The 20952-nt window shown below is 68.3% G+C and carries 17 protein-coding genes and 1 tRNA gene; 8 read left to right on the forward strand and 10 right to left on the reverse strand.

Annotated features, from left to right (window positions below; all coding sequences use genetic code 11):
- Nucleotides 1-187: 187 nt before the first annotated feature.
- The gene (gene metG, locus MTY59_RS14730; protein ID WP_221041801.1) at nt 188-1744 is read right to left on the reverse strand and encodes a methionine--tRNA ligase; all 1557 of its coding nucleotides are present in this window, start codon (nt 1742-1744) and stop codon (nt 188-190) included.
- A gap of 33 nt (nt 1745-1777) precedes the next feature.
- Between metG and MTY59_RS14735 the strand changes: the two genes are divergently transcribed.
- The 5 genes from MTY59_RS14735 (at nt 1778) to MTY59_RS14755 (ending at nt 7813) form a co-directional block, all read left to right on the forward strand.
- Complete coding sequence (locus MTY59_RS14735) at nt 1778-2620, forward strand: TatD family hydrolase (protein ID WP_221041802.1); 843 nt, start codon at nt 1778-1780, stop codon at nt 2618-2620.
- A gap of 157 nt (nt 2621-2777) precedes the next feature.
- On the forward strand, nt 2778-3905 hold the full coding sequence (locus MTY59_RS14740; RefSeq protein ID WP_221041803.1) for a resuscitation-promoting factor: 1128 nt from the start codon (nt 2778-2780) through the stop codon (nt 3903-3905).
- Nucleotides 3869-4822, forward strand: coding sequence for a 16S rRNA (adenine(1518)-N(6)/adenine(1519)-N(6))-dimethyltransferase RsmA (rsmA, locus tag MTY59_RS14745; protein ID WP_221041804.1), 954 nt, complete (start codon nt 3869-3871; stop codon nt 4820-4822). Before MTY59_RS14740 ends, rsmA begins: the two co-directional genes overlap by 37 nt.
- A gap of 61 nt (nt 4823-4883) precedes the next feature.
- Nucleotides 4884-5840 carry a 4-(cytidine 5'-diphospho)-2-C-methyl-D-erythritol kinase gene (locus MTY59_RS14750; protein WP_221041805.1) on the forward strand — a complete coding sequence of 319 codons (957 nt, stop codon included), beginning with the start codon at nt 4884-4886 and terminating at the stop codon, nt 5838-5840.
- A 338-nt stretch (nt 5841-6178) separates the two neighbouring features.
- Nucleotides 6179-7813, forward strand: a complete 1635-nt coding sequence (locus MTY59_RS14755) for a fatty acyl-AMP ligase (RefSeq protein WP_221041807.1) — start codon at nt 6179-6181, stop codon at nt 7811-7813.
- Between the two features lie 11 nt (nt 7814-7824).
- Here MTY59_RS14755 and pth read toward each other — a convergent pair whose 3' ends face one another.
- From pth to MTY59_RS14795, 8 genes are all read right to left on the reverse strand, one after another.
- A complete protein-coding gene (pth, locus tag MTY59_RS14760; protein WP_221041808.1) occupies nt 7825-8400 on the reverse strand; it encodes an aminoacyl-tRNA hydrolase in 576 nt (191 codons plus the stop codon).
- Nucleotides 8401-8412: 12 nt separating this feature from the next.
- Complete coding sequence (locus tag MTY59_RS14765) at nt 8413-9081, reverse strand: 50S ribosomal protein L25/general stress protein Ctc (RefSeq protein WP_221041809.1); 669 nt, start codon at nt 9079-9081, stop codon at nt 8413-8415.
- Between the two features lie 182 nt (nt 9082-9263).
- Entirely contained in the window at nt 9264-10133 is an 870-nt protein-coding gene (locus MTY59_RS14770) for an oxidoreductase (RefSeq protein ID WP_221041810.1), read from the reverse strand.
- Nucleotides 10134-10206: 73 nt separating this feature from the next.
- Nucleotides 10207-10845 carry an LpqN/LpqT family lipoprotein gene (locus tag MTY59_RS14775; protein WP_221041811.1) on the reverse strand — a complete coding sequence of 213 codons (639 nt, stop codon included), beginning with the start codon at nt 10843-10845 and terminating at the stop codon, nt 10207-10209.
- 17 nt (nt 10846-10862) lie between these two features.
- A complete protein-coding gene (gene arsC, locus MTY59_RS14780) occupies nt 10863-11219 on the reverse strand; it encodes an arsenate reductase (glutaredoxin) (protein ID WP_221041812.1) in 357 nt (118 codons plus the stop codon).
- Nucleotides 11220-12200: a ribose-phosphate diphosphokinase gene (locus MTY59_RS14785; protein ID WP_064878996.1), complete on the reverse strand. Its 981-nt coding sequence runs from the start codon at nt 12198-12200 to the stop codon at nt 11220-11222. It abuts the gene before it with no gap.
- 103 nt (nt 12201-12303) lie between these two features.
- Nucleotides 12304-13788, reverse strand: a complete 1485-nt coding sequence (gene glmU / locus MTY59_RS14790) for a bifunctional UDP-N-acetylglucosamine diphosphorylase/glucosamine-1-phosphate N-acetyltransferase GlmU (protein ID WP_221041813.1) — start codon at nt 13786-13788, stop codon at nt 12304-12306.
- A gap of 123 nt (nt 13789-13911) precedes the next feature.
- Nucleotides 13912-13983 (reverse strand) — tRNA-Gln (locus tag MTY59_RS14795).
- A 160-nt stretch (nt 13984-14143) separates the two neighbouring features.
- On the opposite strand from MTY59_RS14795, the gene MTY59_RS14800 reads away from it, so the two are divergent.
- On the forward strand, nt 14144-14737 hold the full coding sequence (locus MTY59_RS14800; RefSeq protein WP_221046454.1) for a TetR/AcrR family transcriptional regulator: 594 nt from the start codon (nt 14144-14146) through the stop codon (nt 14735-14737).
- 10 nt (nt 14738-14747) lie between these two features.
- Here the strand turns inward: MTY59_RS14800 and lysA are convergent, their stop codons facing one another.
- Entirely contained in the window at nt 14748-16088 is a 1341-nt protein-coding gene (gene lysA / locus MTY59_RS14805) for a diaminopimelate decarboxylase (RefSeq protein ID WP_221041814.1), read from the reverse strand.
- A gap of 120 nt (nt 16089-16208) precedes the next feature.
- On the opposite strand from lysA, the gene mfd reads away from it, so the two are divergent.
- Together mfd and MTY59_RS14815 are read left to right on the forward strand one after the other, a co-directional pair.
- On the forward strand, nt 16209-19865 hold the full coding sequence (gene mfd, locus MTY59_RS14810; protein ID WP_221041815.1) for a transcription-repair coupling factor: 3657 nt from the start codon (nt 16209-16211) through the stop codon (nt 19863-19865).
- A gap of 46 nt (nt 19866-19911) precedes the next feature.
- A complete protein-coding gene (locus MTY59_RS14815; RefSeq protein WP_221041816.1) occupies nt 19912-20922 on the forward strand; it encodes a nucleoside triphosphate pyrophosphohydrolase in 1011 nt (336 codons plus the stop codon).
- The last annotated feature ends 30 nt before the right edge of the window (nt 20923-20952 follow it).

A 20952-nucleotide genomic window follows, 5' to 3' on the forward strand; every position in this document is an offset into this window, starting at 1 on the left:
TCTGGTGGCTGTTCTGGCGTCGTTCCACACCGAAGATTATGGTCTACGCGAGACGTTGTGTTGAGTGCTTTACTCTAATGTGGCGCCGAAGTATTCATGTTACGACAACGGGTCACTCTACTTTCGCGTTTTCGGCTCACTCCACGCCCGAGGCGGACACTCTGCCCTCGGGCTTCACGCGTTCTGCTCACTCGACTTCGGAAGCCGGCTGATAGCGGGGGAAAACACCCACCGGAGCGGGCAGCGCCGTGCCGGGAGCCAGGCGCGTGCCGACAGCGGCAAACGCTCGCCGCTCTGACGGCTGGCCGAGCAGATCCAGCAGCTTGCCGGCCGATTCGGGCATGACTGGCTGCACCAGGAGGGCGGCGATGCGGACCGCCTCGCAGGTGACGTACAAAACGGTGCGAAATCGTTCCTGATCGGCCTGGGACTCGCTCTTGCGCAACACCCACGGCTGCTGCGCGGAGAAGTACTTGTTGGCCTCGCCGAGCATCAGCCAGATCGCTTCCAGACCCAGATGCATCGCCTGTGAGTCGAAACTGGCCCGCACGCGTTCCAACAGGCCGTCGGCCGTGGCGAGCAACTCGGTGTCGGCGGCAATCAGCTCACCGGGCTCGGGGAGCACCCCATCGAGGTTCTTGGCGATCATCGATAACGACCGTTGGGCCAGGTTGCCCAGCTCGTTGGCCAGATCGGAGTTGATCCGGGTGACGATGGCGTCTTCGCTGAAGCTGCCGTCCTGGCCGAACGGCACTTCGCGCAGCAGGAAATAGCGCACCTGGTCCACCCCGAACGTGTCGATCAAGTTGATCGGGTCGACCACGTTGCCCACCGACTTGCTCATCTTCTCGCCGCGGTTGAGCAGGAACCCGTGCGCGAAAACCCTACGCGGCAGCTCGATTCCGGCCGACATCAAAAACGCGGGCCAGTACACGGTGTGGAACCGGATGATGTCCTTGCCGATCATGTGCAAGTCGGCCGGCCAGTAGCGCCGGAACCGCTCGGATTCGGTGTCCGGGTAGCCGACACCGGTCAGGTAGTTGGTCAGCGCGTCGACCCAGACGTACATCACATGGTCGGGATGCTCGGGCACCTGCACGCCCCAGTCGAACGAGGTGCGGGAGATGGACAGGTCGCGCAGCCCGCCCGAGACGAAGCTGACCATCTCGTTGCGCCGCACGTCGGGCGCGATGAAGTCCGGGTTCGCCTCGTAGTGGGCCAGCAGCTTGTCGGTGTAGGCCGACAGCCGGAAGAAATAGGTTTGCTCCTCGGTCCAGGTCACCGGCGCGCCCGTCTCCACGGCCAGCCGGGTCCCGTCCTCGAGGAGTTTGGTCTCCGATTCGACGAAGAACCGTTCGTCGCGCACCGAGTACCAGCCCGAGTAGGTGTCCAGATAGATGTCACCGGCCGCCGACATCCGGCGCCAGATCTCCTTGGATGCCTCGTGGTGGTCGGCGTCGGTGGTGCGGATGAACCGGTCGAACGAGATGTTCAACCGCTCCTGCAGCCGCTGGAACACATCGGAGTTGCGCCGGGCCAGCTCGGCCGTCGGGATGCCCTCGGCCGCCGCCGTTTCGACCATCTTGAGGCCGTGCTCGTCGGTGCCGGTCAGAAACCGCACATCGAACCCGTCGAGCCGCTTGAACCGGGCGATCGCGTCGGTCGCGATGTACTCGTACGCGTGACCGATGTGCGGATCGCCATTGGGGTAGGTGATCGCGGTGGTGACGTAATAGGGCCTCATCGCCCCCAACCTTATTTGGGGGCGACTTATGGTGTGCGCGTGACTTCCGAACGCCGGCCGCCCCCGGCCCCCGAGCCGTTGAGCCCGCTCGTCGATGCGCACACCCACCTGGATGCGTGTGGTGCCGTCGACGCCGAGGGCGTGCGGGCCATCGTGGACCGCGCCGCGGCGGTCGGGGTGGGCGCTGTCGTCACGATCGCCGACGACCTGGACTCGGCGCGCTGGGTCACCCGCGCCGCCGAGTGGGACCCGCGGGTCTATGCCGCCGTGGCCCTGCACCCGACCCGCACCGGCGCGCTCGACGACGCCGCCCGCGCCGAAATCGAGCGACTGGTGGCCCACCCCAGGGTGGTGGCCGTCGGCGAGACCGGCCTGGACCTGTATTGGCCCGGCCGCCTGGACGGCTGCGCCGAACCGGCCGTGCAGCGGGAGGCGTTCGCCTGGCACATCGACCTGGCGAAGCGGTGCGGCAAACCGCTGATGATCCACAACCGCGACGCCGACGAAGAAGTGCTCGACGTGCTGGCGGCCGAGGGCGCCCCGGACGCCGTGATCTTTCACTGCTTTTCCTCGGATGCCGCCATGGCCCGCCGCTGCGTGGACGCCGGATGGCTGCTGAGCCTGTCCGGCACCGCGAGCTTCCGCAACGCGCACGCCCTGCGCGAAGCCGTCCCCTTGATACCGCCGGAGCAACTGCTGGTGGAGACCGACGCACCATTCTTGACGCCCCATCCGTATAGGGGGACGGCGAATGAGCCGTATTGCCTTCCTTATACTGTTCGGGCGATCGCCGAACTGATGGATCGTCGCCCGGAAGAGCTGGCCGAGAAAACAACTGCCAATGCTGAACGGGTGTACGGATTGGTCGCAGTGTGAGGTAAACCACCAGGCGAATGGTTTAAGTCGGCCGCGTCGGAGTTGCCCAACGGTGACCGGTTCGTTACCGTCTTGTGATCGAACGGTATGGGCCTGCGGGCCCTTAATTTATGACCTGCTGCTAAATGAGTGGTCGTTGAGGGTTGGGTAAAGCGCGTTGAGTGTATTGACAAAACTTCATCAGTCTCCTTCGCCGATGTTGCGTCTCGTAGTCGGAGGGCTGCTGGTAGTCCTGGCATTCGCGGGCGGATACGCGGTCTCGGTGTGCAAGACGGTGACCTTGACCGTCGACGGCGTCGCCATGCAGGTGACCACCATGAAGTCCCACGTGATCGACGTCGTGGAGGAGAACGGCTTCGCGATCGACGAGCGCGACGACCTGTATCCCGCCGGTGATGTCGCCGTGCACGACGCAGGCAAGATCGTGTTGCGCCGTAGCCGTCCGCTGCAGATCTCGCTGGACGGCCACGACACCAAGCAGGTGTGGACCACCGCATCCACCGTCGACGAGGCGCTGGCCCAGCTGGCGATGACCGACACCGCCCCGGCCGCGGCCAACCGCGGCAGCCGTGTTCCGCTGGCCGGAATGGCGCTGCCCGTCGTCAGCGCCAAGACCGTCCGCATCAATGACGCCGGTGCGATCCGCAATGTGCACCTGGCGGCACCGAACGTCGCCGGCCTGCTGAGCGCCGCCGGCGCGCCGCTGCTCGACAGCGACCAGGTGGTGCCCGCCGCGACGGCGCCGATCGTCGACGGGATGGAAGTCCAGGTGACCCGCAACCGGATCCAGCAGGTGACCGAGCGGATCCCGCTGCCCCCCAACGCCCGTCGCATCGAAGATCCGGGCATGAACATAAGCCGCCAGGTCGTCGAGGATCCGGGCAGCCCGGGCACGCAGGACGTTACCTTCTCGGTGGCCACCGTCAACGGCGTCGAGAGCGGCCGGCTGCCGATCGCCAACACGGTGATCACGCCCGCCCGCGATTCCGTGGTCCGCATCGGCACCAAGCCGGGCACCGAGGTGCCTCCGGTCAGCGACGGTTCCGTCTGGGACGCGATCGCGGGCTGCGAGGCGGGCGGAAACTGGGCGATCAACACCGGAAACGGGTATTACGGCGGTGTGCAGTTCGACCAGGGCACGTGGGAGCGCAACGGCGGTTTGCGGTTCGCCTCGCGCGCCGACCTCGCCACCCGCGAGGAGCAGATCACCGTTGCCGAGGTGACCCGTGAGCGCCAGGGCTGGGGTGCATGGCCAGTGTGCAGCGGAAGAGCTGGTGCACGCTGACCATCCGGCTACTCGGGCGTACCGAGATCAGGCGGCTGGCCAAAGAACTTGAATTTCGGCCAAGGAAATCGCTCGGCCAAAACTTCGTCCACGACGCCAATACGGTGCGCCGGATAGTCTCGACCTCCGGGGTGAGCCGGTCTGACCACGTCCTGGAGGTCGGGCCCGGTCTCGGGTCGCTCACCTTGGCTTTGCTCGACCGCGGCTCGCCCGTCACCGCCGTCGAGATCGACCCGGTACTGGCCGAGCGGCTGCCCCAAACGGTCGCCGAGCACTCCAACAGCGAAAGCCACCGCCTGACGGTATTCAACCGCGATGTCTTGACCCTGCGCCGCGAGGAGCTGGCCGTGCAGCCGACAGCCGTGGTCGCCAACCTGCCGTACAACGTCGCCGTCCCGGCGCTGCTGCACCTGCTTGCCGAGTTCCCGTCGATTCACACCGTGACGGTGATGGTGCAGGCCGAGGTCGCCGAGCGCCTGGCCGCCGACCCGGGCGGCAAGGAGTACGGCGTGCCCAGCGTCAAGGTGCGCTTCTTCGGCCGGGTCCGCCGCTGCGGCATGGTGTCGCCGACCGTGTTCTGGCCGATTCCCCGCGTCTACTCCGGGCTGGTGCGCATCGACCGCTACGCCACCTCGCCGTGGCCCACCGACGAGGTGTTCCGTCGCGAGGTTTTCGCGCTTATCGACATCGCGTTCGGGCAGCGGCGCAAGACCTGCCGCAACGCGTTCGTGGACTGGGCCGGCTCGGGCAACGAGTCGGCGGATCGGTTGCTGGCCGCCAGCATTGACCCCGCGCGCCGGGGGGAGACGCTCTCGATCGACGACTTCGTGCGGTTGTTGCAGCGATCCGCCGACCGGCCCCACAGCGCCGCCGAGACGACTCCACGAAGCGCCGAACAGGGGGCGTCGGCCGGCTAGACGGCGGACCGCCGGAGCGCCGTTGCGTGTGGTTGGCTCTCAGCAGCGATAGTCTGCTGCGGTGTCAGCGTCTGACGGCAACACCGCCGCGCAGTGGGTTCCCACCGGGTCGGTCACCGTCCGGGCCCCCGGGAAAGTCAACCTCTACCTGGCGGTCGGCGACCGCCGCGAGGACGGCTACCACGAGCTGAACACGATCTTTCAGGCCGTTTCGCTGCTCGACGAGGTGACGGTGCGCAATGCCGATGTGCTCTCGCTCGAGATCGTCGGCGAGGGCGCCGAGACGCTGCCCACCGACGAACGCAACCTCGCCTGGCAGGCCGCCGAGCTTATGGCTGAACACGTCGGCCGGGCGCCGGATGTGTCGATCATGATCGACAAATCGATTCCGGTGGCCGGCGGGATGGCCGGGGGCAGCGCCGACGCGGCTGCCGTGCTGGTCGCGATGAACTCGCTGTGGGAACTCAACGTTCCGCGCCGCGACCTGCGTGCGCTGGCCGCCAGGTTGGGCAGCGACGTCCCGTTCGCGCTGCACGGCGGAACCGCGTTGGGCACCGGCCGTGGCGAGGAGTTGGCGACGGTGTTGTCCCGCAACACCTTCCACTGGGTGCTGGCGTTCGCCGACAGTGAGCTGCTGACGCCGGCCGTTTTCGCCGAACTGGACCGGCTGCGCGAGGCGGGGGACCCGCCCCGGCTGCCCGCTCCCGGGCCGGTGCTGGCCGCCCTCGCCGCCGGCGATGCCGAGCAGCTGGCTCCGCTGCTGGGCAACGAGATGCAGGCGGCCGCGGTGAGCCTGCACCCCGCCCTGCGGCGGACGCTGCGCGCCGGCGTGCAGGCCGGGGCGCTGGCGGGGATCGTGTCCGGGTCGGGCCCGACGTGTGCCTTCCTGTGCTCATCGGCCGCGGCCGCGGTCGACGTCGGCACCGAGGTGTCGGGGGCGGGCGTCTGCCGCACGGTGCGGGTCGCCAGCGGGCCGGTGGTGGGGGCGCGGGTGGTGCCCACGCCCACCGAAGTGTGAAAAATTACTCGAATCCACGCGTTGGTTTTGCGGTTCCCTAAGAGGAGCTTAAGATAATGCGCGGTGACGGGAAGCGTTGAGCAAGATCACATAAATCCATCGTCCGCCGGGCGCTCCGGCGGACGATTAATGAATGGGGCCCGACACGGTTTCTCCGGCCCGACTCGCGCCTATCGGGTGATCGCGCGCCGCCCCATCGCGGCGGGCGCGGACCCATCATCGATCCGAGACCTAACCGCCGCCCAACTGTGTTTGCGTGCTTGCGACGAAGAGTTACCCGGCGGGCGGAACATGAGATTCCGGGCATTCGGATCAGGGCTGGAACCGAGGAGGTTTTTGTGAGCAGGTTTACCGAGAAGATGTACCGCAATGCCCGGTCCGTGACGACGGGCATGGTCACCGGTGAACCCCACGAACCGGTCCGCCACACCTGGGGCGAGGTCCACGAGCGCGCGCGCCGCATCGCGGGTGGCCTGGCCGCCGCGGGCATCGGCCCGGACGACGCGGTCGGTGTGCTCGCCGGCTATCCGGTGGAGATCGCGCCGACGGCGCAGGGCCTGTGGATGCGCGGGGCCAGCCTTACCATGCTGCACCAGCCCACGCCGCGCACCGACCTGGCCGTGTGGGCCGAGGACACCATGAACGTCATCGGCATGATCGAGGCGAAGGCCGTCGTCGTCTCCGAGCCGTTCCTGGTGGCCATCCCGGTGCTCGAGGAGAAGGGCATCAAGGTCGTCACCGTCGCCGATCTGCTCGCGGCGGAGCCCATCGAACCCGTGGAAGTCGGCGAGGATGCGCTCGCGTTGATGCAGCTGACCAGCGGCTCGACCGGGTCTCCCAAGGCGGTGCAGATCACCCACCGCAACATCTACTCCAACGCCGAGGCGATGTTCATCGGCGCCCAGTACGACGTCACCAAGGACGTCATGGTCAGCTGGCTGCCCTGCTTCCACGACATGGGCATGGTCGGCTTCCTCACGATCCCGATGTACTTCGGCGCCGAGCTGGTCAAGGTCACGCCGATGGACTTCCTGCGCGATACGTTGCTGTGGGCCAAGCTCATCGACAAGTACAAGGGCACCATGACCGCGGCGCCCAACTTCGCCTACGCGCTGCTGGCCAAGCGGCTGCGCCGCAACGCCAAGCCCGGCGACTTCGATTTGTCAACGCTGCGCTTCGCCCTGTCCGGCGCGGAGCCCGTCGAGCCCGCCGACGTCGAGGACCTGCTCGACGCCGGCAAGCCGTTCGGCCTACGGTCCTCGGCGATTCTGCCGGCCTACGGCATGGCCGAGACCACGCTGGCCGTGTCGTTCTCCGAGTGCAACGCCGGCCTGGTGGTCGACGAGGTGGACGCCGACCTGCTGGCCGCCCTGCGCCGCGCCGTGCCGGCCAGCAAGGGCAACACCCGCCGGCTGGCCACGCTCGGCCCGCTGCTTCGCGACCTCGAGGCGCGCATCATCGACGAGAACGGCGACGTGATGCCCGCCCGCGGCGTCGGTGTCATCGAGCTGCGCGGCGAGTCGCTGACGCCCGGCTACCTCACCATGGGTGGCTTCATCTCGGCCCAGGACGAGAACGGCTGGTACGACACCGGCGACCTCGGCTACCTGACCGAAGAGGGTCACGTGGTGGTCTGCGGCCGCGTCAAGGACGTCATCATCATGGCGGGCCGCAATATCTATCCGACCGACATCGAGCGCGCCGCCTGCCGCGTCGAGGGGGTGCGGCCCGGTTGCGCCGTGGCGGTCCGGCTGGACGCCGGCCATTCCCGCGAGACGTTCGCGGTGGCCGTGGAGTCCAATGCTTTCCAAGACCAGGCCGAGGTGCGTCGCATCGAGCACCAGGTCGCCCGGGAGGTCGTGGCCGAGGTCGACGTGCGGCCGCGCAACGTGGTGGTGCTCGGTCCGGGGACCATCCCGAAGACGCCGTCGGGCAAGCTGCGCCGGTCGACCTCGGTCAGCCTGGTCACCTAGTCCGGGCGGGCCTACCAGGCGTGGACGCTGTTCTGCGCGGGCTCTAGGCCCAGTTCGATCAGCAACTCGGTCGCGTCCGCGGCCTGCTCGCAGATGGTGGGAACCTCGGCGCGCTCGGCGGCGTTGAAGGCCTCCAGCACGAACGCCGCCGGATCCTTGCGTCCCGGGGGACGGCCGATCCCGATGCGAACCCGTTGAAAGTCCTTGCTGCCCAGAGCATTAGCAACCGAACGCAGGCCGTTGTGGCCGCCTTCGCCGCCGCCGATCTTGAGCCGGATACGCCCGAAGTCCAAGTCGAGATCGTCGTGGATGACGATGACGTCGCCCGGTGTCACCGAGTAGAACTTCGCCAACGGGCCGACCTGGCGGCCGGATTCGTTCATGTAGCAGCGCGGTTTGGCCACCACCACCGGATGCCCGGAGAGCCGGCCGCTGACGATCTCGGCGCCGGAACGCTTGTGCGCCTTGAACTTCGAACCCATCCGCGCAGCCAGCAGGTCGGCGACCATGAACCCGATGTTGTGCCGGGTCCGGGCGTAGTTGTCTCCGGGATTGCCGAGGCCGACGACCAGCAACGGCTCGGCCACGTTGTGATCCGCCTACTCGGACTCGGACTCGGCAACCTCTTCTTCGCCGGCCTCGGCTTCCTCTTCGCCTTCGGCCGCCGCGGCCTCCTCGGTGACCTCGCCCGCGCCCTCTTCGGCCAGTTCCTCGGCCGTCGGCGCGGTGACCACGTTGACCACCAGGGTCTCCGGGTCGGAGATCAGGGTGACGCCCTGGGGCAGGGTGATCTGTCCGGCGGAGAACTGGGTGCCGGGCTCGGCGCCCTCAACCGACACCGTCAGCTGCTCGGGAATCGACAGGGCGTCGGCCTCGATCTCGATGGCGCTGGCGTCCTGGGTCACCAGGGTGCCGGGCACGGCCTCGCCCTCGATGACGACACGGACCTCGACGACGACCTTTTCGCCCCGGCGCACCACCAGCAGGTCGGCGTGCTGGATCGTGCGGCGGATCGGGTGGATGTCCAGCGACTTGGTCAGGGCCAGCTGCTCCTTGCCCTCGATGTCGAGGGTCAGCACCGCGTTGGTGCCCGCGTGCCGGAGCACCGCGGCGAAGTCGTGGCCGGGCAGTTCCAGGTGCTGCGGGTCGGCGCCGTGGCCGTAGAGGACGGCCGGGATCTTGCCGTCGCGGCGGGCTCGCCGGGACGCACCCTTGCCGGTCTCGCCGCGGACCGCGACCTTCAACTGGTTGAGTGCTTGCTTGGCCATCGTGTCGCTCCTGTGTGCTCGCTCGTGTTTCGGGGCACGGCCAGGATCGCGACGATTCGTCGGTCTCCGTCGATAACGGTGCTGGCCAACCAGCCACCCTCGCCGTGACGCCCGGCCAGGTTAGCGCATCCGCACCTCACAGGGGAAATTCGGTGGCAGGTGGGACCGAAAGCTCAGCGGGCTCAGAGCGGGAACTTGGTCTTTGTGAGCTGCTCGGACAGCGACCACAGCGCCGCCGCCGTGGCCGAATCCCGGGCACGCCGGCTGCGCCCGACCGGTTGGGTGCGGCCCATCTGGCCGAATCGGGGTCCGACGAAGGTGTCCCCGGGCAAATTCTGGGACGCCGCGTACAGGGTTTGCCGGGCGCCGAAATCGGCGTTGGTGGCGACCACCCGCGTGACTGCCGACATCAGCGTGTCACCCAGCTTGCGGCCGGAGGCGCCCTGCAGGTTGGTGTGCGAGTAGCCGGGGTGCGCGGCGAGCGCGCGCAGCGGCGAACCGGCAGCGGTGAGGCGGCGCTGCAGCTCGCTGGTGAACAGCAGGTTGGCGAGCTTGGACTGGCTGTAGGCCAGCCACGGCGAGTAGCGCCGCTTCTGCCAATGCAGGTCGTCGAGGTTGATGCTTCCGGGCCAGTGCGCCATCGACGAGACCGTCACCACCCGATCGGTCAGCTTGGGCAGCAACAGGTTCGTCAGCGCGAAGTGACCGAGATGGTTGGTGCCGATCTGGGTCTCGAAGCCGTCGACCGTCAGCGCGAAGGGGGCGGCCATGATGCCGGCGTTGTTGATCAGCACGTCGGCCTTGCTCACCCCGTCGGCGAACCGGTGCATCGACGACAGGTCCTGCAGGTCGAGTTCTCGCACCTCGACCTGGCCGGCCATCTGACGGGCCGCTGTCTCGCCCTTGCGGATGTTGCGTACGGCCATGATGATCGTGGCCCCTCGTCGCGCCAGCTCGCGGGCGGTCACGGCGCCCAGCCCGCTGTTGGCACCGGTGATGATGACGGTCCGTTCGGCGAACGACGGTAGGTCTGCGGCAGTCCAGCCAGTCATGGCCGACAACACTAATCGCGACGCGGGCCGGACCGCCTGGTGCCCGGCGTCGAATTCGAGCGGCAGGGTGCCGCTACTTCGCCGCGACGACGAATCCGTGGATGATCGCGTCGATGTCGCTGGCCTGTGCGGCCGCCTGATTGGCGAAGCCGGTGATGGTCAGCTGCACCAGGTAACGCTGGTGGGCGGGCGGTGATCCGGTCGCAATGACGATGCGGTTCCAGCTGTGCAGCCGCATGCCACCCTCGAGGTCGTAGCTGCCCTGGATCATCGACGAGGGAAAACCGTTGTAGGGCGCGCCCGAGGCGTCCAGCTGCTTGAAGTTCTCGAACAGTTGCGCATCGTCGTTGCCGTGCTTGATCACCTGGGCCGGGTCGAAGTCACCGTTTAGTTTGAACACCACCAGCCGCGCCGTCGGAAACTTGCCGCCCTGGGAGATGATCAGCGTTTGCGGGCTGATGTTGGGGCTGGTGAACGGCGACCAGCCCGGGGGAGTCGGGATCGACACCGTCAGGTCGGGCAACGATCCCGGTGCCACCGGCTCTCCGGTCACCCCGATGCTTTGCAGATACTGCGACAGGGGAACCGGCTTCTCCGCCGCCTTGGTGGTCGTGGTCGTCGAGGCCTTCGACAGGATCGATTGGTAGTCAGGCGGTTTCGGTGCGCAGCCGCTCGCGGAGAAGGCCGCCGCAACCATCGCGGCAGCGGCCATGCGCCGGCCGGGCCGGTTCACAGAATCTCGCGGACCGCGTCGATCGGGCGGGCCAGCCGAGTGCCCTTCGGCGTGACGACGAAGGGTCGTTCGATGAGGATGGGGTGTTCGACCATGGCGTCGAGCAACTGGTCGTCGGTCGCGTCCGCGAGATTGAGCTCCTCATACAGCGACTCGCGCTTGCGGGTCGCGGTGCGCACGTCGATGCCCGCGTCGCGGATCATCTTCACCAGCTCGGAGCGGCTCGGCGGGGTCTTCAGGTACTCCACCACGGTGGGTTCAAAGCCGTTGTCCCGTAACAGGTCCAACGTCTTGCGGGAAGTGCTGCAGCGTGGGTTGTGGAAGATAACGGCGTCGTCTGGCTTGCCGGCCATCTAGGCGTCTCCATCGAAAAGCCCGGTAACAGAACCGTTTTCGAAGACGGCGCGGATGGTGCTGGCCAGCAACGGCGCGATGGACAGGACCGTCAGCTGCGGGAAACGCTTCTCCTCGCCGATCGGGAGGGTGTTCGTCACGATCACTTCCCGGGCTCCGCAGGCGGCCAGCCGCTCGGCGGCCGGATCGGAGAGCACACCGTGGGTGGCCGCGATGATCACGTCACCGGCGCCCTCGTCGCGCAGCAGCTTCACCGCACCGGCGATGGTGCCGCCGGTGTCGATCATGTCGTCGATCAGCACGCAGGTGCGTCCGGCGACCTCGCCGACGACGCGGTTGGACACCACCTGGTTGGGCACTCGCGGGTCGCGGGTCTTGTGAATGAAGGCCAGCGGGACGCCGCCCAGCGCGTCGGCCCATTTCTCGGCGATGCGCACCCGGCCGGAGTCTGGCGAGACGACCACCATGTTGCCGTCGGGGTAGTTGTCACGGATGTAGCCGGTCAGCAGGTTCTGCCCGCGCATGTGGTCGACGGGCCCGTCGAAGAAGCCCTGGATCTGGTCGGTGTGCAGGTCGACGGTCACGATCCGATCGGCGCCCGCGGTCTTGAGCAGGTCGGCGACCAGCCGAGCCGAGATCGGCTCGCGGCCGCGGTGCTTCTTGTCCTGCCGGGCGTACGGGTAGAACGGCATGACCGCGGTGATCCGCTTGGCGCTGCCCCGCTTGAGGGCGTCGATCATGATCAGCTGTTCCATCAGCCAGTTGTTCACCGGGTCCGGGGCCGATTGCAGGACGAACGCGTCGCATCCGCGCACCGATTCGTGGAACCGGACGAAGATCTCGCCGTTGGCGAACTCCCGCGCGGTCTGTGCGGTGACGTGGACGTCGAGCTCCTTGGCCACCTGCTCGGCCAGCTCCGGATGCGCACGGCCGGAGAAGAGCATCAAATTTTTGCGGTTATCGGTCCAGTCGTGGCTCAACGCACTGCCCTCGCAAAATCGGGGTGGGGGATGGAAGGCACCATCGTACGAAGCGAATCGTACGGAAATGTGGCCGGGTTGCCAGCTAGCAAATTCACGGTGTCTATTCGGCTTTAGCTGCGGAGCCGTCCGCGCGGCCCTGACCAGCGGCTTTCTCGGCGGCCTCGGCCGCTTGGGCGGCCGCGCTGCCCGGGCGCTTGCGGTGCACCCAGCCTTCGATGTTGCGCTGTGGACCCGCGGATACCGCCAGCGTTCCGGGCGGGACGTCGTTGCGCACCACCGTGCCCGCGCCGGTGTAGGCGCCGTCGCCGACGGTCACCGGCGCCACGAACATGGTGTCCGAGCCGGTGCGCACGTGCGAGCCGATGGTGGTCCGCCGTTTGGTTTCGCCGTCGTAGTTGACGAACACGCTGGACGCGCCGATGTTGCTGTGTTCGCCGATGTCGGCGTCCCCGACGTAGGTCAGGTGGGGCACCTTGGAGCCGGTGCCGATGGTGGCGTTCTTGGTCTCGACGAACGCGCCGAGCTTGCCGTCGTCGCCGAGTACGGTGCCGGGACGCAGGTAGGTGAACGGTCCGACGGTCGCGCCGGCACCGATCGACGACGCGGTGCCGTGGGTGCGGACCACCGAGGCGCCATCACCGACGCTGACGTCGGTCAGGGTGGTGTCCGGGCCGACGACGCAGTGACTCCCGACCTGGGTGCGGCCCAGCAACTGTGTTCCCGGCTGGATGACGGTGTCGCGACCGATGCTGACGTCGACGTCGATCCAGGTGGTGGCGGGGTCGACAATGGTGACGCCGGCCATCTGATGGGCCGCGATGGTGCGGCGGTTGAGTTCGGCGCCCAGCTGGGCGAGTTGGACGCGGTTGTTGACGCCGGCGACCAGCGCGCTGTCGTCGACGTGGCGGGCGTGGATGGTCAGGCCGTCACCGCGCAGGATGGCGATGACGTCGGTCAGATAGAGCTCCTGCTGGGCGTTGTTGGAGCTCAACCGGTTCAGCGCCGAGCGCAGCGCCGCCGTGTCGAAGGCGTAGACGCCGGCGTTGACCTCACGGATCTCGCGCTGCGAGGGCGTGGCGTCGGCGTGTTCCACGATCGCGGTGACCTCGTTGTCCTGGGTGCGCAGGATGCGACCGTAGCCGCTGGGGTCGCTCACCGTCGTGGTCAGCACCGTGACCGCGGCCGGCGCCGCGCTGTGGGAGGCGAACAGGTCGGCCAGGGTGTCGGCGTCCAGCAGCGGGGTGTCGCCCGAGGTGACCACGACGACCCCGGCGTAGTCGGGGGGCAGCGCGGACAGGCCGCACAGCACGGCGTCGCCGGTGCCGCGGGGCCGGTCCTGCAGCGCGACGTCGATGGGACGTCCCAGCGCGTCGGCCCAGTCGGCCACCAGCGGTGCGATCCGCTCGTGGTCGTGGCCGAGAACGACGGCCAGGTGCTGGGGAGCCACCTTGGCGATCGCGTGCAGCAGATGGGCGAGCATGCTGCGCCCACCGATGGTGTGCAGGACTTTCGGGGTGTCCGACCGCATCCGGGTGCCGGGTCCGGCCGCTAGCACCAGGACGGCGGTGTCACCGGGAGACGACATCAACCCTCCTCTTGGGTTCGTCCCGCGCGGGCTGCGCGCGGAAGCGCCGACACGCCGTCAAGCGTGTCACTTCAGCTGCGGTGAAGGCAAAAAACGATGGGATATCGCAACTAGCAATCGAAGCTCCGTCGCCAGGACTCGAACCTGAACTATCTGAACCAAAATCAGAGGTGCTGCCGATTACACCACGACGGATCGCTAACCCATGGCGAACGGCGGTTGAGACCGACCGCGCCACCAAGACTTTAGTCTGGCGACGATGCGGGCCGCTTGTCGGCTGTTGACCGATACGCTGAACAACGTGGCCGTGCTGGACAAGGAACCGGATAAGGAGGTGCGGGCGCCGCGCGCGCGGATGACCGGCACCGAGCGCCGCCAACAGCTGGTCGGCATCGCGCGCACGCTGTTCGCCGAACGCGGGTACGAAGGCACCTCGATCGAGGAGATCGCGCTGCGCGCCAACGTGTCCAAACCGGTCGTCTACGAGCATTTCGGCGGCAAGGAAGGCCTGTACGCGGTCGTCGTCGACCGCGAGATGTCGGCGTTGCTGGATGGCATCACCTCGTCGCTGACCAACAACCGGTCCCGGGTGCGCGTCGAGCGGGTCGCCCTGGCGCTGCTCACCTACGTCGAGGAGCGCACCGACGGCTTCCGGATCATGATCCGCGACTCGCCGGCTGCGATCAGCTCGGGCACCTACTCCAGCCTGCTCAACGACGCCGTCAATCAGGTCAGCTCCATCCTGGCCGGCGACTTCTCGCGTCGCGGGCTGGATCCGGGGCTGGCGCCGCTGTACGCCCAGGCGCTTGTCGGCTCGGTGTCGATGACGGCGCAGTGGTGGCTGGACACCCGCGAGCCCAAGAAGGAAGTGGTGGCCGCGCACCTGGTCAACCTGATGTGGAACGGGCTGATCGGTTTGGAAGCCGACCCCCGGCTGCGAGACGAGTAGCCGCCAGTAGCTAGCCGCAGTCGCGGGCCAGCAGGTCGGTGACGGTCTCCCGGCGGACCAGTTCGCGGGCCCGGCCGTCCTTGACGGCCACCAGCGCCGGGCGCCCGACCATGTTGTAGTTCGACGCCATGCTGTGGTGGTAGGCGCCGGTGCAGGCCACCGCCACCAGGTCGCCGGGATGCAGGTCCGCCGGAAGCTCGACGTCGCGGGCGATCTCGTCGCCCGCCTCACAATGCCGGCCGACGACGGTGACCCGGTGCTTGAGTCCCATCGAATGCCGGTTGGCCAGCGCGGCCGTGTATTGCGCGCCGTACAGCGACACCCGCGGGTTGTCGCTCATGCCGCCGTCGACCGCGACAAAGGTGCGTCCGCCCGGCTGGGTCTTGATCGAGCACACCCGGTACAGCGTCACCCCGGCCCGCCCGCAGATGGCCCGACCCGGTTCCACCACGATCTGCGGCCGCGGGAAATGCTCGGCGGCGCAGGCCTCGTCGAGGGCGTTGTCGATGACGTCGGCCAGCTGCTCGAGATTCAGCCCGCGCTCGCCGGGGACGTAGGGGATGGCGTGCCCGCCGCCGATGTTCAGCTCGGTGAGTATGACGCCGTGCCGGGCACGGATGTCGGCCATCGCGGCGATCATCCGGCGGATCGCCTCGCCGTACAGGGCCGGGTCGGTGACCTGCGAGCCGATGTGGCAGTGCAGTCCGACGAGGTCGAGGATGGGGTGCGACAGCACGCGCTGGGCCGCGACGTCGGCGCGGTCGCCGTGGAGCGTGAAACCGAACTTCTGGTCGCTGACGCCGGTGGTGACGGCGCGGTGCCCGTGGATGTCGATGTCGGGGGTCACCCGGATGAGCACGGGTTGGCGGCGTTGCGCCAGGCCGGCGAGGTAGGCGATCTCCATGCCGGAATCCAGCACGATGCGCCCCACGCCGACGCGCACCGCTTCGCGCAGCTCCTCGGGCGATTTCGCGTTGCCGTGCATGACGATGCGCGCCGGGTCGACGCCACCGGCGAGGGCGACGGCCAGCTCGCCGCCGGAGCAGACGTCGAGTCCGAGGCCGTCTTCGCGGGCCCAGCGGGCCACCGCGGTGCTCAGTAGCGACTTTCCGGCGTAGACCACCTCGACGCCGCGCAGCGTCTTGCGATAGCTGCGGGCGCGGTGCCGGAAGTCGGTTTCGTCGATGACGTAGGCCGGGGTGTGGAACTCGTCGGCGATATCGGCCAGTGGTACACCGCCGACGCACAGCCTGCCCTCCTCGTCGGGGTGGGCGGTGATCGGCCAGATGGCGGGATCGAAACGCGGGGAAGCCGCCTGACCGAGCGACGGCAGGATGTCGAGCAATGTCATGAATCCAACCTGCGCCCGCGGGTATCCGGCTGGTGCCTTTCTTACGATCCCTTGACGGCGGCGACCTCAATATTGACGTGGTTCGGTGTGTCCGGCATCGCCCCTAGAATGGAATTCATCATGACCGCACCGGGGGCTGCTCGCCCAGAAACCCCGATCGCGGGGCTCGTTGAATTGGCGCTCACCGCGCCGACCTTCCAGCAGTTGATCGACAGCGCGTCCGCTTCGCCTGCCGAGTTGAGCCTGGTGGGTCCAGCCAGCGCACGGCTATTCGTCGCCAGTGCGCTGGCGCGGTTGGGTCCTCTGCTGGTAGTCACCGCGACCGGGCGCGAAGCCGACGACCTGACCGCTGAACTGCGCGGGGTCTTCGGCGATTCCGTCGCGGTCTTCCCGTCGTGGGAAACGCTGCCGCACGAGCGACTTTCGCCCGGCGTCGACACCGTCGGCGCCCGGTTGACGGTGCTGCGCCGGCTGGCCCATCCCGACGATGCCCGGCTGGGTCCGCCCCTGCAGGTGGTGGTGACCGCGGTGCGCTCGTTGCTGCAGCCGATGACGCCGCAGCTGGGGCTTGTGGAGCCGGTCACGCTGACGGTCGGGACGGAGATCGAATTCGAGGGCGTGATCACCCGGCTCGCCGAGCTGGCCTACACCCGGGTCGACATGGTCGGCCGGCGCGGCGAATTCGCCGTGCGCGGAGGCATTCTCGACGTCTTCCCGCCGACCGCCGAGCACCCGGTGCGGATCGAGTTCTGGGGCGACGAGGTCAGCGAGATGCGGATGTTCTCCGTCGCCGATCAGCGCTCGATCCCGGAGATCGAGGTCGACACCCTGATTGCGGTGGCCTGCCGCGAACTGCTGCTGACCGATGAGGTGCGGGAGCGCGCCGCCGAGCTGGCCGCCCGGCACCGCACCACTGAACCCGCCATCACCGGCAGCGTCACCGACATGCTGGCCAAGATCGGCGAGGGCATCACGGTCGACGGCATGGAGGCCCTGCTGCCCGTGCTTCGGCCCGGCGAGCACGTGCTGCTGACCGATCAATTGGCCGAGCGCACACCGGTGTTGCTCTGCGATCCGGAGAAGGTCCGGACCCGGGCCGCCGACCTGATCAAGACCGGCAGCGAGTTCCTCGAAGCGTCGTGGTCGGTCGCCGCGTTGGGTACCGACGCCCCGGTCGACGTGGCGCAGTTCGGTGGATCGGGATTCGCCGAACTCGACGAGGTGCGGGCCGCGGCGGCGCGCGCCGGGCATCCGTGGTGGACGTTGAGTCAGCTGTCCGACGAGTCGGCCGTGGAACTCGAGATCCGCTCGGCGCCGTCGGCTCGGGGACATCAGCACGACATCGACGGCATCTTCGCGATGCTGCGCGCGCACGTCAGCACCGGCGGCTACGCCGTCGTCGTCGCACCCGGCACCGGCACCGCGCATCGCGTGGTGGAGCGGCTGGCCGAATGCGACACCCCCGCCGCCATGCTCGAATCGGGTGCCGCACCCAAGGCCGGCGTGGTCGGTGTGCTCAAGGGTCCGCTGCACGACGGCGTCATCATCCCCGGCGCCACGTTGGTGGTGATCACCGAGACCGACCTGACCGGCAGCCGAGTGGCGGCCGTCGAGGGCAAGCGCCTGGCGGCCAAGCGGCGCAACACCGTTGACCCGCTGGCGCTCACCGCCGGTGATCTGGTGGTGCACGATCAGCACGGCATCGGCCGGTTCGTGGAGATGGTCGAGCGCACCGTCGGCGGCGCCCGCCGCGAGTACCTGGTGCTCGAATACGCGTCGAGCAAGCGCGGCGGCGGGTCCGACAAGCTGTATGTGCCGATGGATTCACTGGACCAGCTGTCGCGGTACGTCGGCGGGCAGGCGCCCGCGCTGAGCAAGCTGGGTGGCAGCGACTGGACCAACACCAAGACCAAGGCCCGCCGCGCGGTGCGCGAGATCGCCGGCGAGCTGGTCTCGCTGTACGCCAAGCGGCAGGCCAGCCCCGGGCACGCGTTCGGGCCGGACACGCCCTGGCAGGCCGAGATGGAAGACGCGTTCGGCTACACCGAGACCGTCGACCAGCTCACCGCGATCACCGAAGTCAAGGGGGATATGGAAAAGCCGATCCCGATGGACCGGGTGATCTGCGGCGACGTCGGCTACGGCAAGACCGAGATCGCGGTGCGAGCGGCGTTCAAGGCGGTCCAGGACGGCAAGCAGGTCGCCGTGCTGGTGCCCACCACGCTGCTGGCCGACCAGCATCTGCAGACCTTCACCGACCGGATGACCGGGTTCCCGGTCACCGTCAAGGGCCTGTCCCGGTTCACCGACGGGGTGGAGTCCAAGGCCGTGATCGAGGGCCTGGCGGACGGTTCGGTGGACATGGTGATCGGCACGCACCGGCTGCTGCAGACCGGGGTGCGCTGGAAGGACCTCGGCCTGGTGGTGGTCGACGAGGAGCAGCGGTTCGGCGTCGAGCACAAGGAGCACATCAAGTCGCTGCGCACCCACGTCGACGTGCTGACCATGAGCGCCACCCCGATCCCGCGCACGCTGGAGATGAGCCTGGCCGGCATCCGGGAGATGTCGACGATCCTGACGCCGCCCGAGGAGCGGTATCCGGTGCTGACCTATGTCGGCCCGCACGATGACAAGCAGGTCGCGGCCGCCTTGCGGCGCGAGCTGCTGCGCGACGGACAGATCTTCTACGTGCACAACCGGGTCAGCTCGATCGACCGCACGGCGGCCCGGATCCGCGAGCTGGTGCCCGAGGCGCGGGTCGTCGTCGCGCACGGGCAGATGCCCGAGGAACGGCTGGAACGCACGGTCCAGGGATTCTGGAACCGCGAATACGACATCCTGGTGTGCACCACGATCGTGGAGACCGGGCTGGACATCTCCAACGCCAACACGCTGATCGTCGAGCGCGCCGACACCTTCGGCCTGTCGCAGCTGCACCAGCTGCGCGGCCGGGTCGGCCGCAGCCGGGAGCGCGGCTACGCCTATTTCCTGTATCCGCCGCACTCGCCGCTGACCGAGACGGCCTACGACCGGCTGGCCACCATCGCGCAGAACAACGAGCTGGGCGCGGGCATGGCCGTCGCAATGAAGGACCTCGAAATCCGCGGCGCCGGCAACGTGTTGGGCGTCGAGCAGTCCGGGCACGTCGCCGGGGTCGGCTTCGACCTGTACGTCCGGCTGGTGGGCGAGGCGGTGGAGGCCTACCGGGCGGCCGCCGACGGCCAGACCGTCACGACGGCCGAGGAGCCCAAGGACGTGCGGATCGACCTGCCGGTCGATGCACACCTGCCGCCGGACTACATCGCCAGCGACCGGCTGCGCCTGGAGGGGTACCGGAGGCTGGCCGCGGCGGCCTCCGACGGTGAGATCGACGCCGTGGTGGAGGAACTCATCGACCGGTACGGGGCGCTGCCCGAACCGGCCCTGCGCCTGGTGGCGGTGGCGCGGCTGCGGTTGCTGTGCCGCACCGCCGGCATCACCGAGGTGTCGGCGGCGTCGGCGTCGACCGTGCGGCTCTCCCCGATGACGCTGCCGGACTCGGCTCAGGTGCGGCTCAAGCGGATGTACCCGGCCGCGAGCTACCGTGCCACGACGTCCACCGTGCAGGTTCCCATTCCGCGGGCCGGCGGGGTGGGCGCGCCGCGACTGCGCGATGTCGAGCTGGTGCAGATGGTCGCCAACCTGGTGACGGCACTGCAGGGCAAACCGCAGACCGACATTGGTATAACGAGTGAACTACCTGCGTCGATGGCAAGCGAGGAGCGACAGGCGCGATGATCCGCGCCCGCGACGATGCAGAGAGAAGCGATGAGGAGGGGCGCTTGTGATTGTCGTCTTGTTCGACCCGCGCCGTCCCTCGCTGGTGCCCATCGAAGCCATCGAGCACCTCAGCGGCGAGGTGCAGTACACCGAGGAGATGCCCGTCGCGGTGCCGTGGTCGCTGTCCGCGGCGCGCCCGGTGCACTCCGGTGAAGACGCCCCGGTGCTGCTGTCGTCGGACCCCGACCACCCCGCCGTCGTCGCGCGGTTGGCGGCCGGGGCCCGGCTGATCTCGGCGCCCGAGACGCCGCGCGGTGAACGGTTGGTCGATGCCGTGGCGATGATGGACAAGCTGCGCACCGCCGGGCCGTGGGAGAGCGAGCAAACCCATGACTCGCTGCGCAGGTTCCTACTGGAGGAGACCTACGAGCTGCTGGACGCCGTCGGCAGCGGCAATGCCGACCAGTTGCGTGAAGAGCTCGGCGACGTACTGCTGCAGGTGCTGTTCCACGCCCGCATCGCCGAGGACGCGTCGCAGTTCCCCTTCACCATCGACGACGTCGCCGCCACCCTGATGCGCAAACTCGGCAACCGGGTGCCGGGAGTGCTTGCCGGGCAATCGATTTCGCTCGAAGAGCAGTTGGCCCAGTGGGAAGAGCGCAAGGCGGCCGAGAAGCCGCGCAAATCGGTGATGGACGAGGTGCACACCGGACAGCCCGCATTGGCGCTGGCGCAGAAGGTCATTGCGCGGGCCGGCAAAGCGGGGCTGCCTGCGGACCTGATTCCTGCGGCGGTCACCTCGATCTCGGTGTCGGCCGACGTCGATGCCGAAAGTGCCCTGCGCACCTCAGTTCTGGAATTCGTGGAGACGGTCCGCGGAGTCGAGCGGGTGATCGCGGCGGCGCGTAGAGGCACCGGGGTGCCCGAGGAGTTCGACGTCGCCCCGCTCGGCGAGATCTCCGAGGAGGAGTGGCGCGAGCACTGGCCGACCGAGGAACCCGCGGTCGACGATCGGCCGCGGGAGTCGGCACCCGAGACCGACCACGAGGCCGAAATTCGCACTTTTGGCGGTTGAGTCCGAGCGATCATCGGAATGTTTGCCGCA

Source organism: Mycobacterium senriense, assembly GCF_019668465.1.
In the GTDB taxonomy this organism is placed as follows: Bacteria; Actinomycetota; Actinomycetes; order Mycobacteriales; family Mycobacteriaceae; genus Mycobacterium; species Mycobacterium senriense.

What these genes read in the sequence shown, in the direction of transcription:
- arsC (WP_221041812.1), bottom strand. Translation starts at nt 11,219, where the DNA reads ATGGCCGGCAAGCCAGACGACGCCGTTATCTTCCACAACCCACGCTGC.
- MTY59_RS14800 (WP_221046454.1), top strand. Translation starts at nt 14,144, where the DNA reads ATGACCGGCACCGAGCGCCGCCAACAGCTGGTCGGCATCGCGCGCACG.
- MTY59_RS14765 (WP_221041809.1), bottom strand. Translation starts at nt 9,081, where the DNA reads ATGGCCAAGCAAGCACTCAACCAGTTGAAGGTCGCGGTCCGCGGCGAG.
- mfd (WP_221041815.1), top strand. Translation starts at nt 16,209, where the DNA reads ATGACCGCACCGGGGGCTGCTCGCCCAGAAACCCCGATCGCGGGGCTC.
- metG (WP_221041801.1), bottom strand. Translation starts at nt 1,744, where the DNA reads ATGAGGCCCTATTACGTCACCACCGCGATCACCTACCCCAATGGCGAT.
- lysA (WP_221041814.1), bottom strand. Translation starts at nt 16,088, where the DNA reads ATGACATTGCTCGACATCCTGCCGTCGCTCGGTCAGGCGGCTTCCCCG.
- MTY59_RS14775 (WP_221041811.1), bottom strand. Translation starts at nt 10,845, where the DNA reads ATGGCCGCTGCCGCGATGGTTGCGGCGGCCTTCTCCGCGAGCGGCTGC.
- MTY59_RS14770 (WP_221041810.1), bottom strand. Translation starts at nt 10,133, where the DNA reads ATGACTGGCTGGACTGCCGCAGACCTACCGTCGTTCGCCGAACGGACC.
- rsmA (WP_221041804.1), top strand. Translation starts at nt 3,869, where the DNA reads ATGGCCAGTGTGCAGCGGAAGAGCTGGTGCACGCTGACCATCCGGCTA.
- glmU (WP_221041813.1), bottom strand. Translation starts at nt 13,788, where the DNA reads ATGTCGTCTCCCGGTGACACCGCCGTCCTGGTGCTAGCGGCCGGACCC.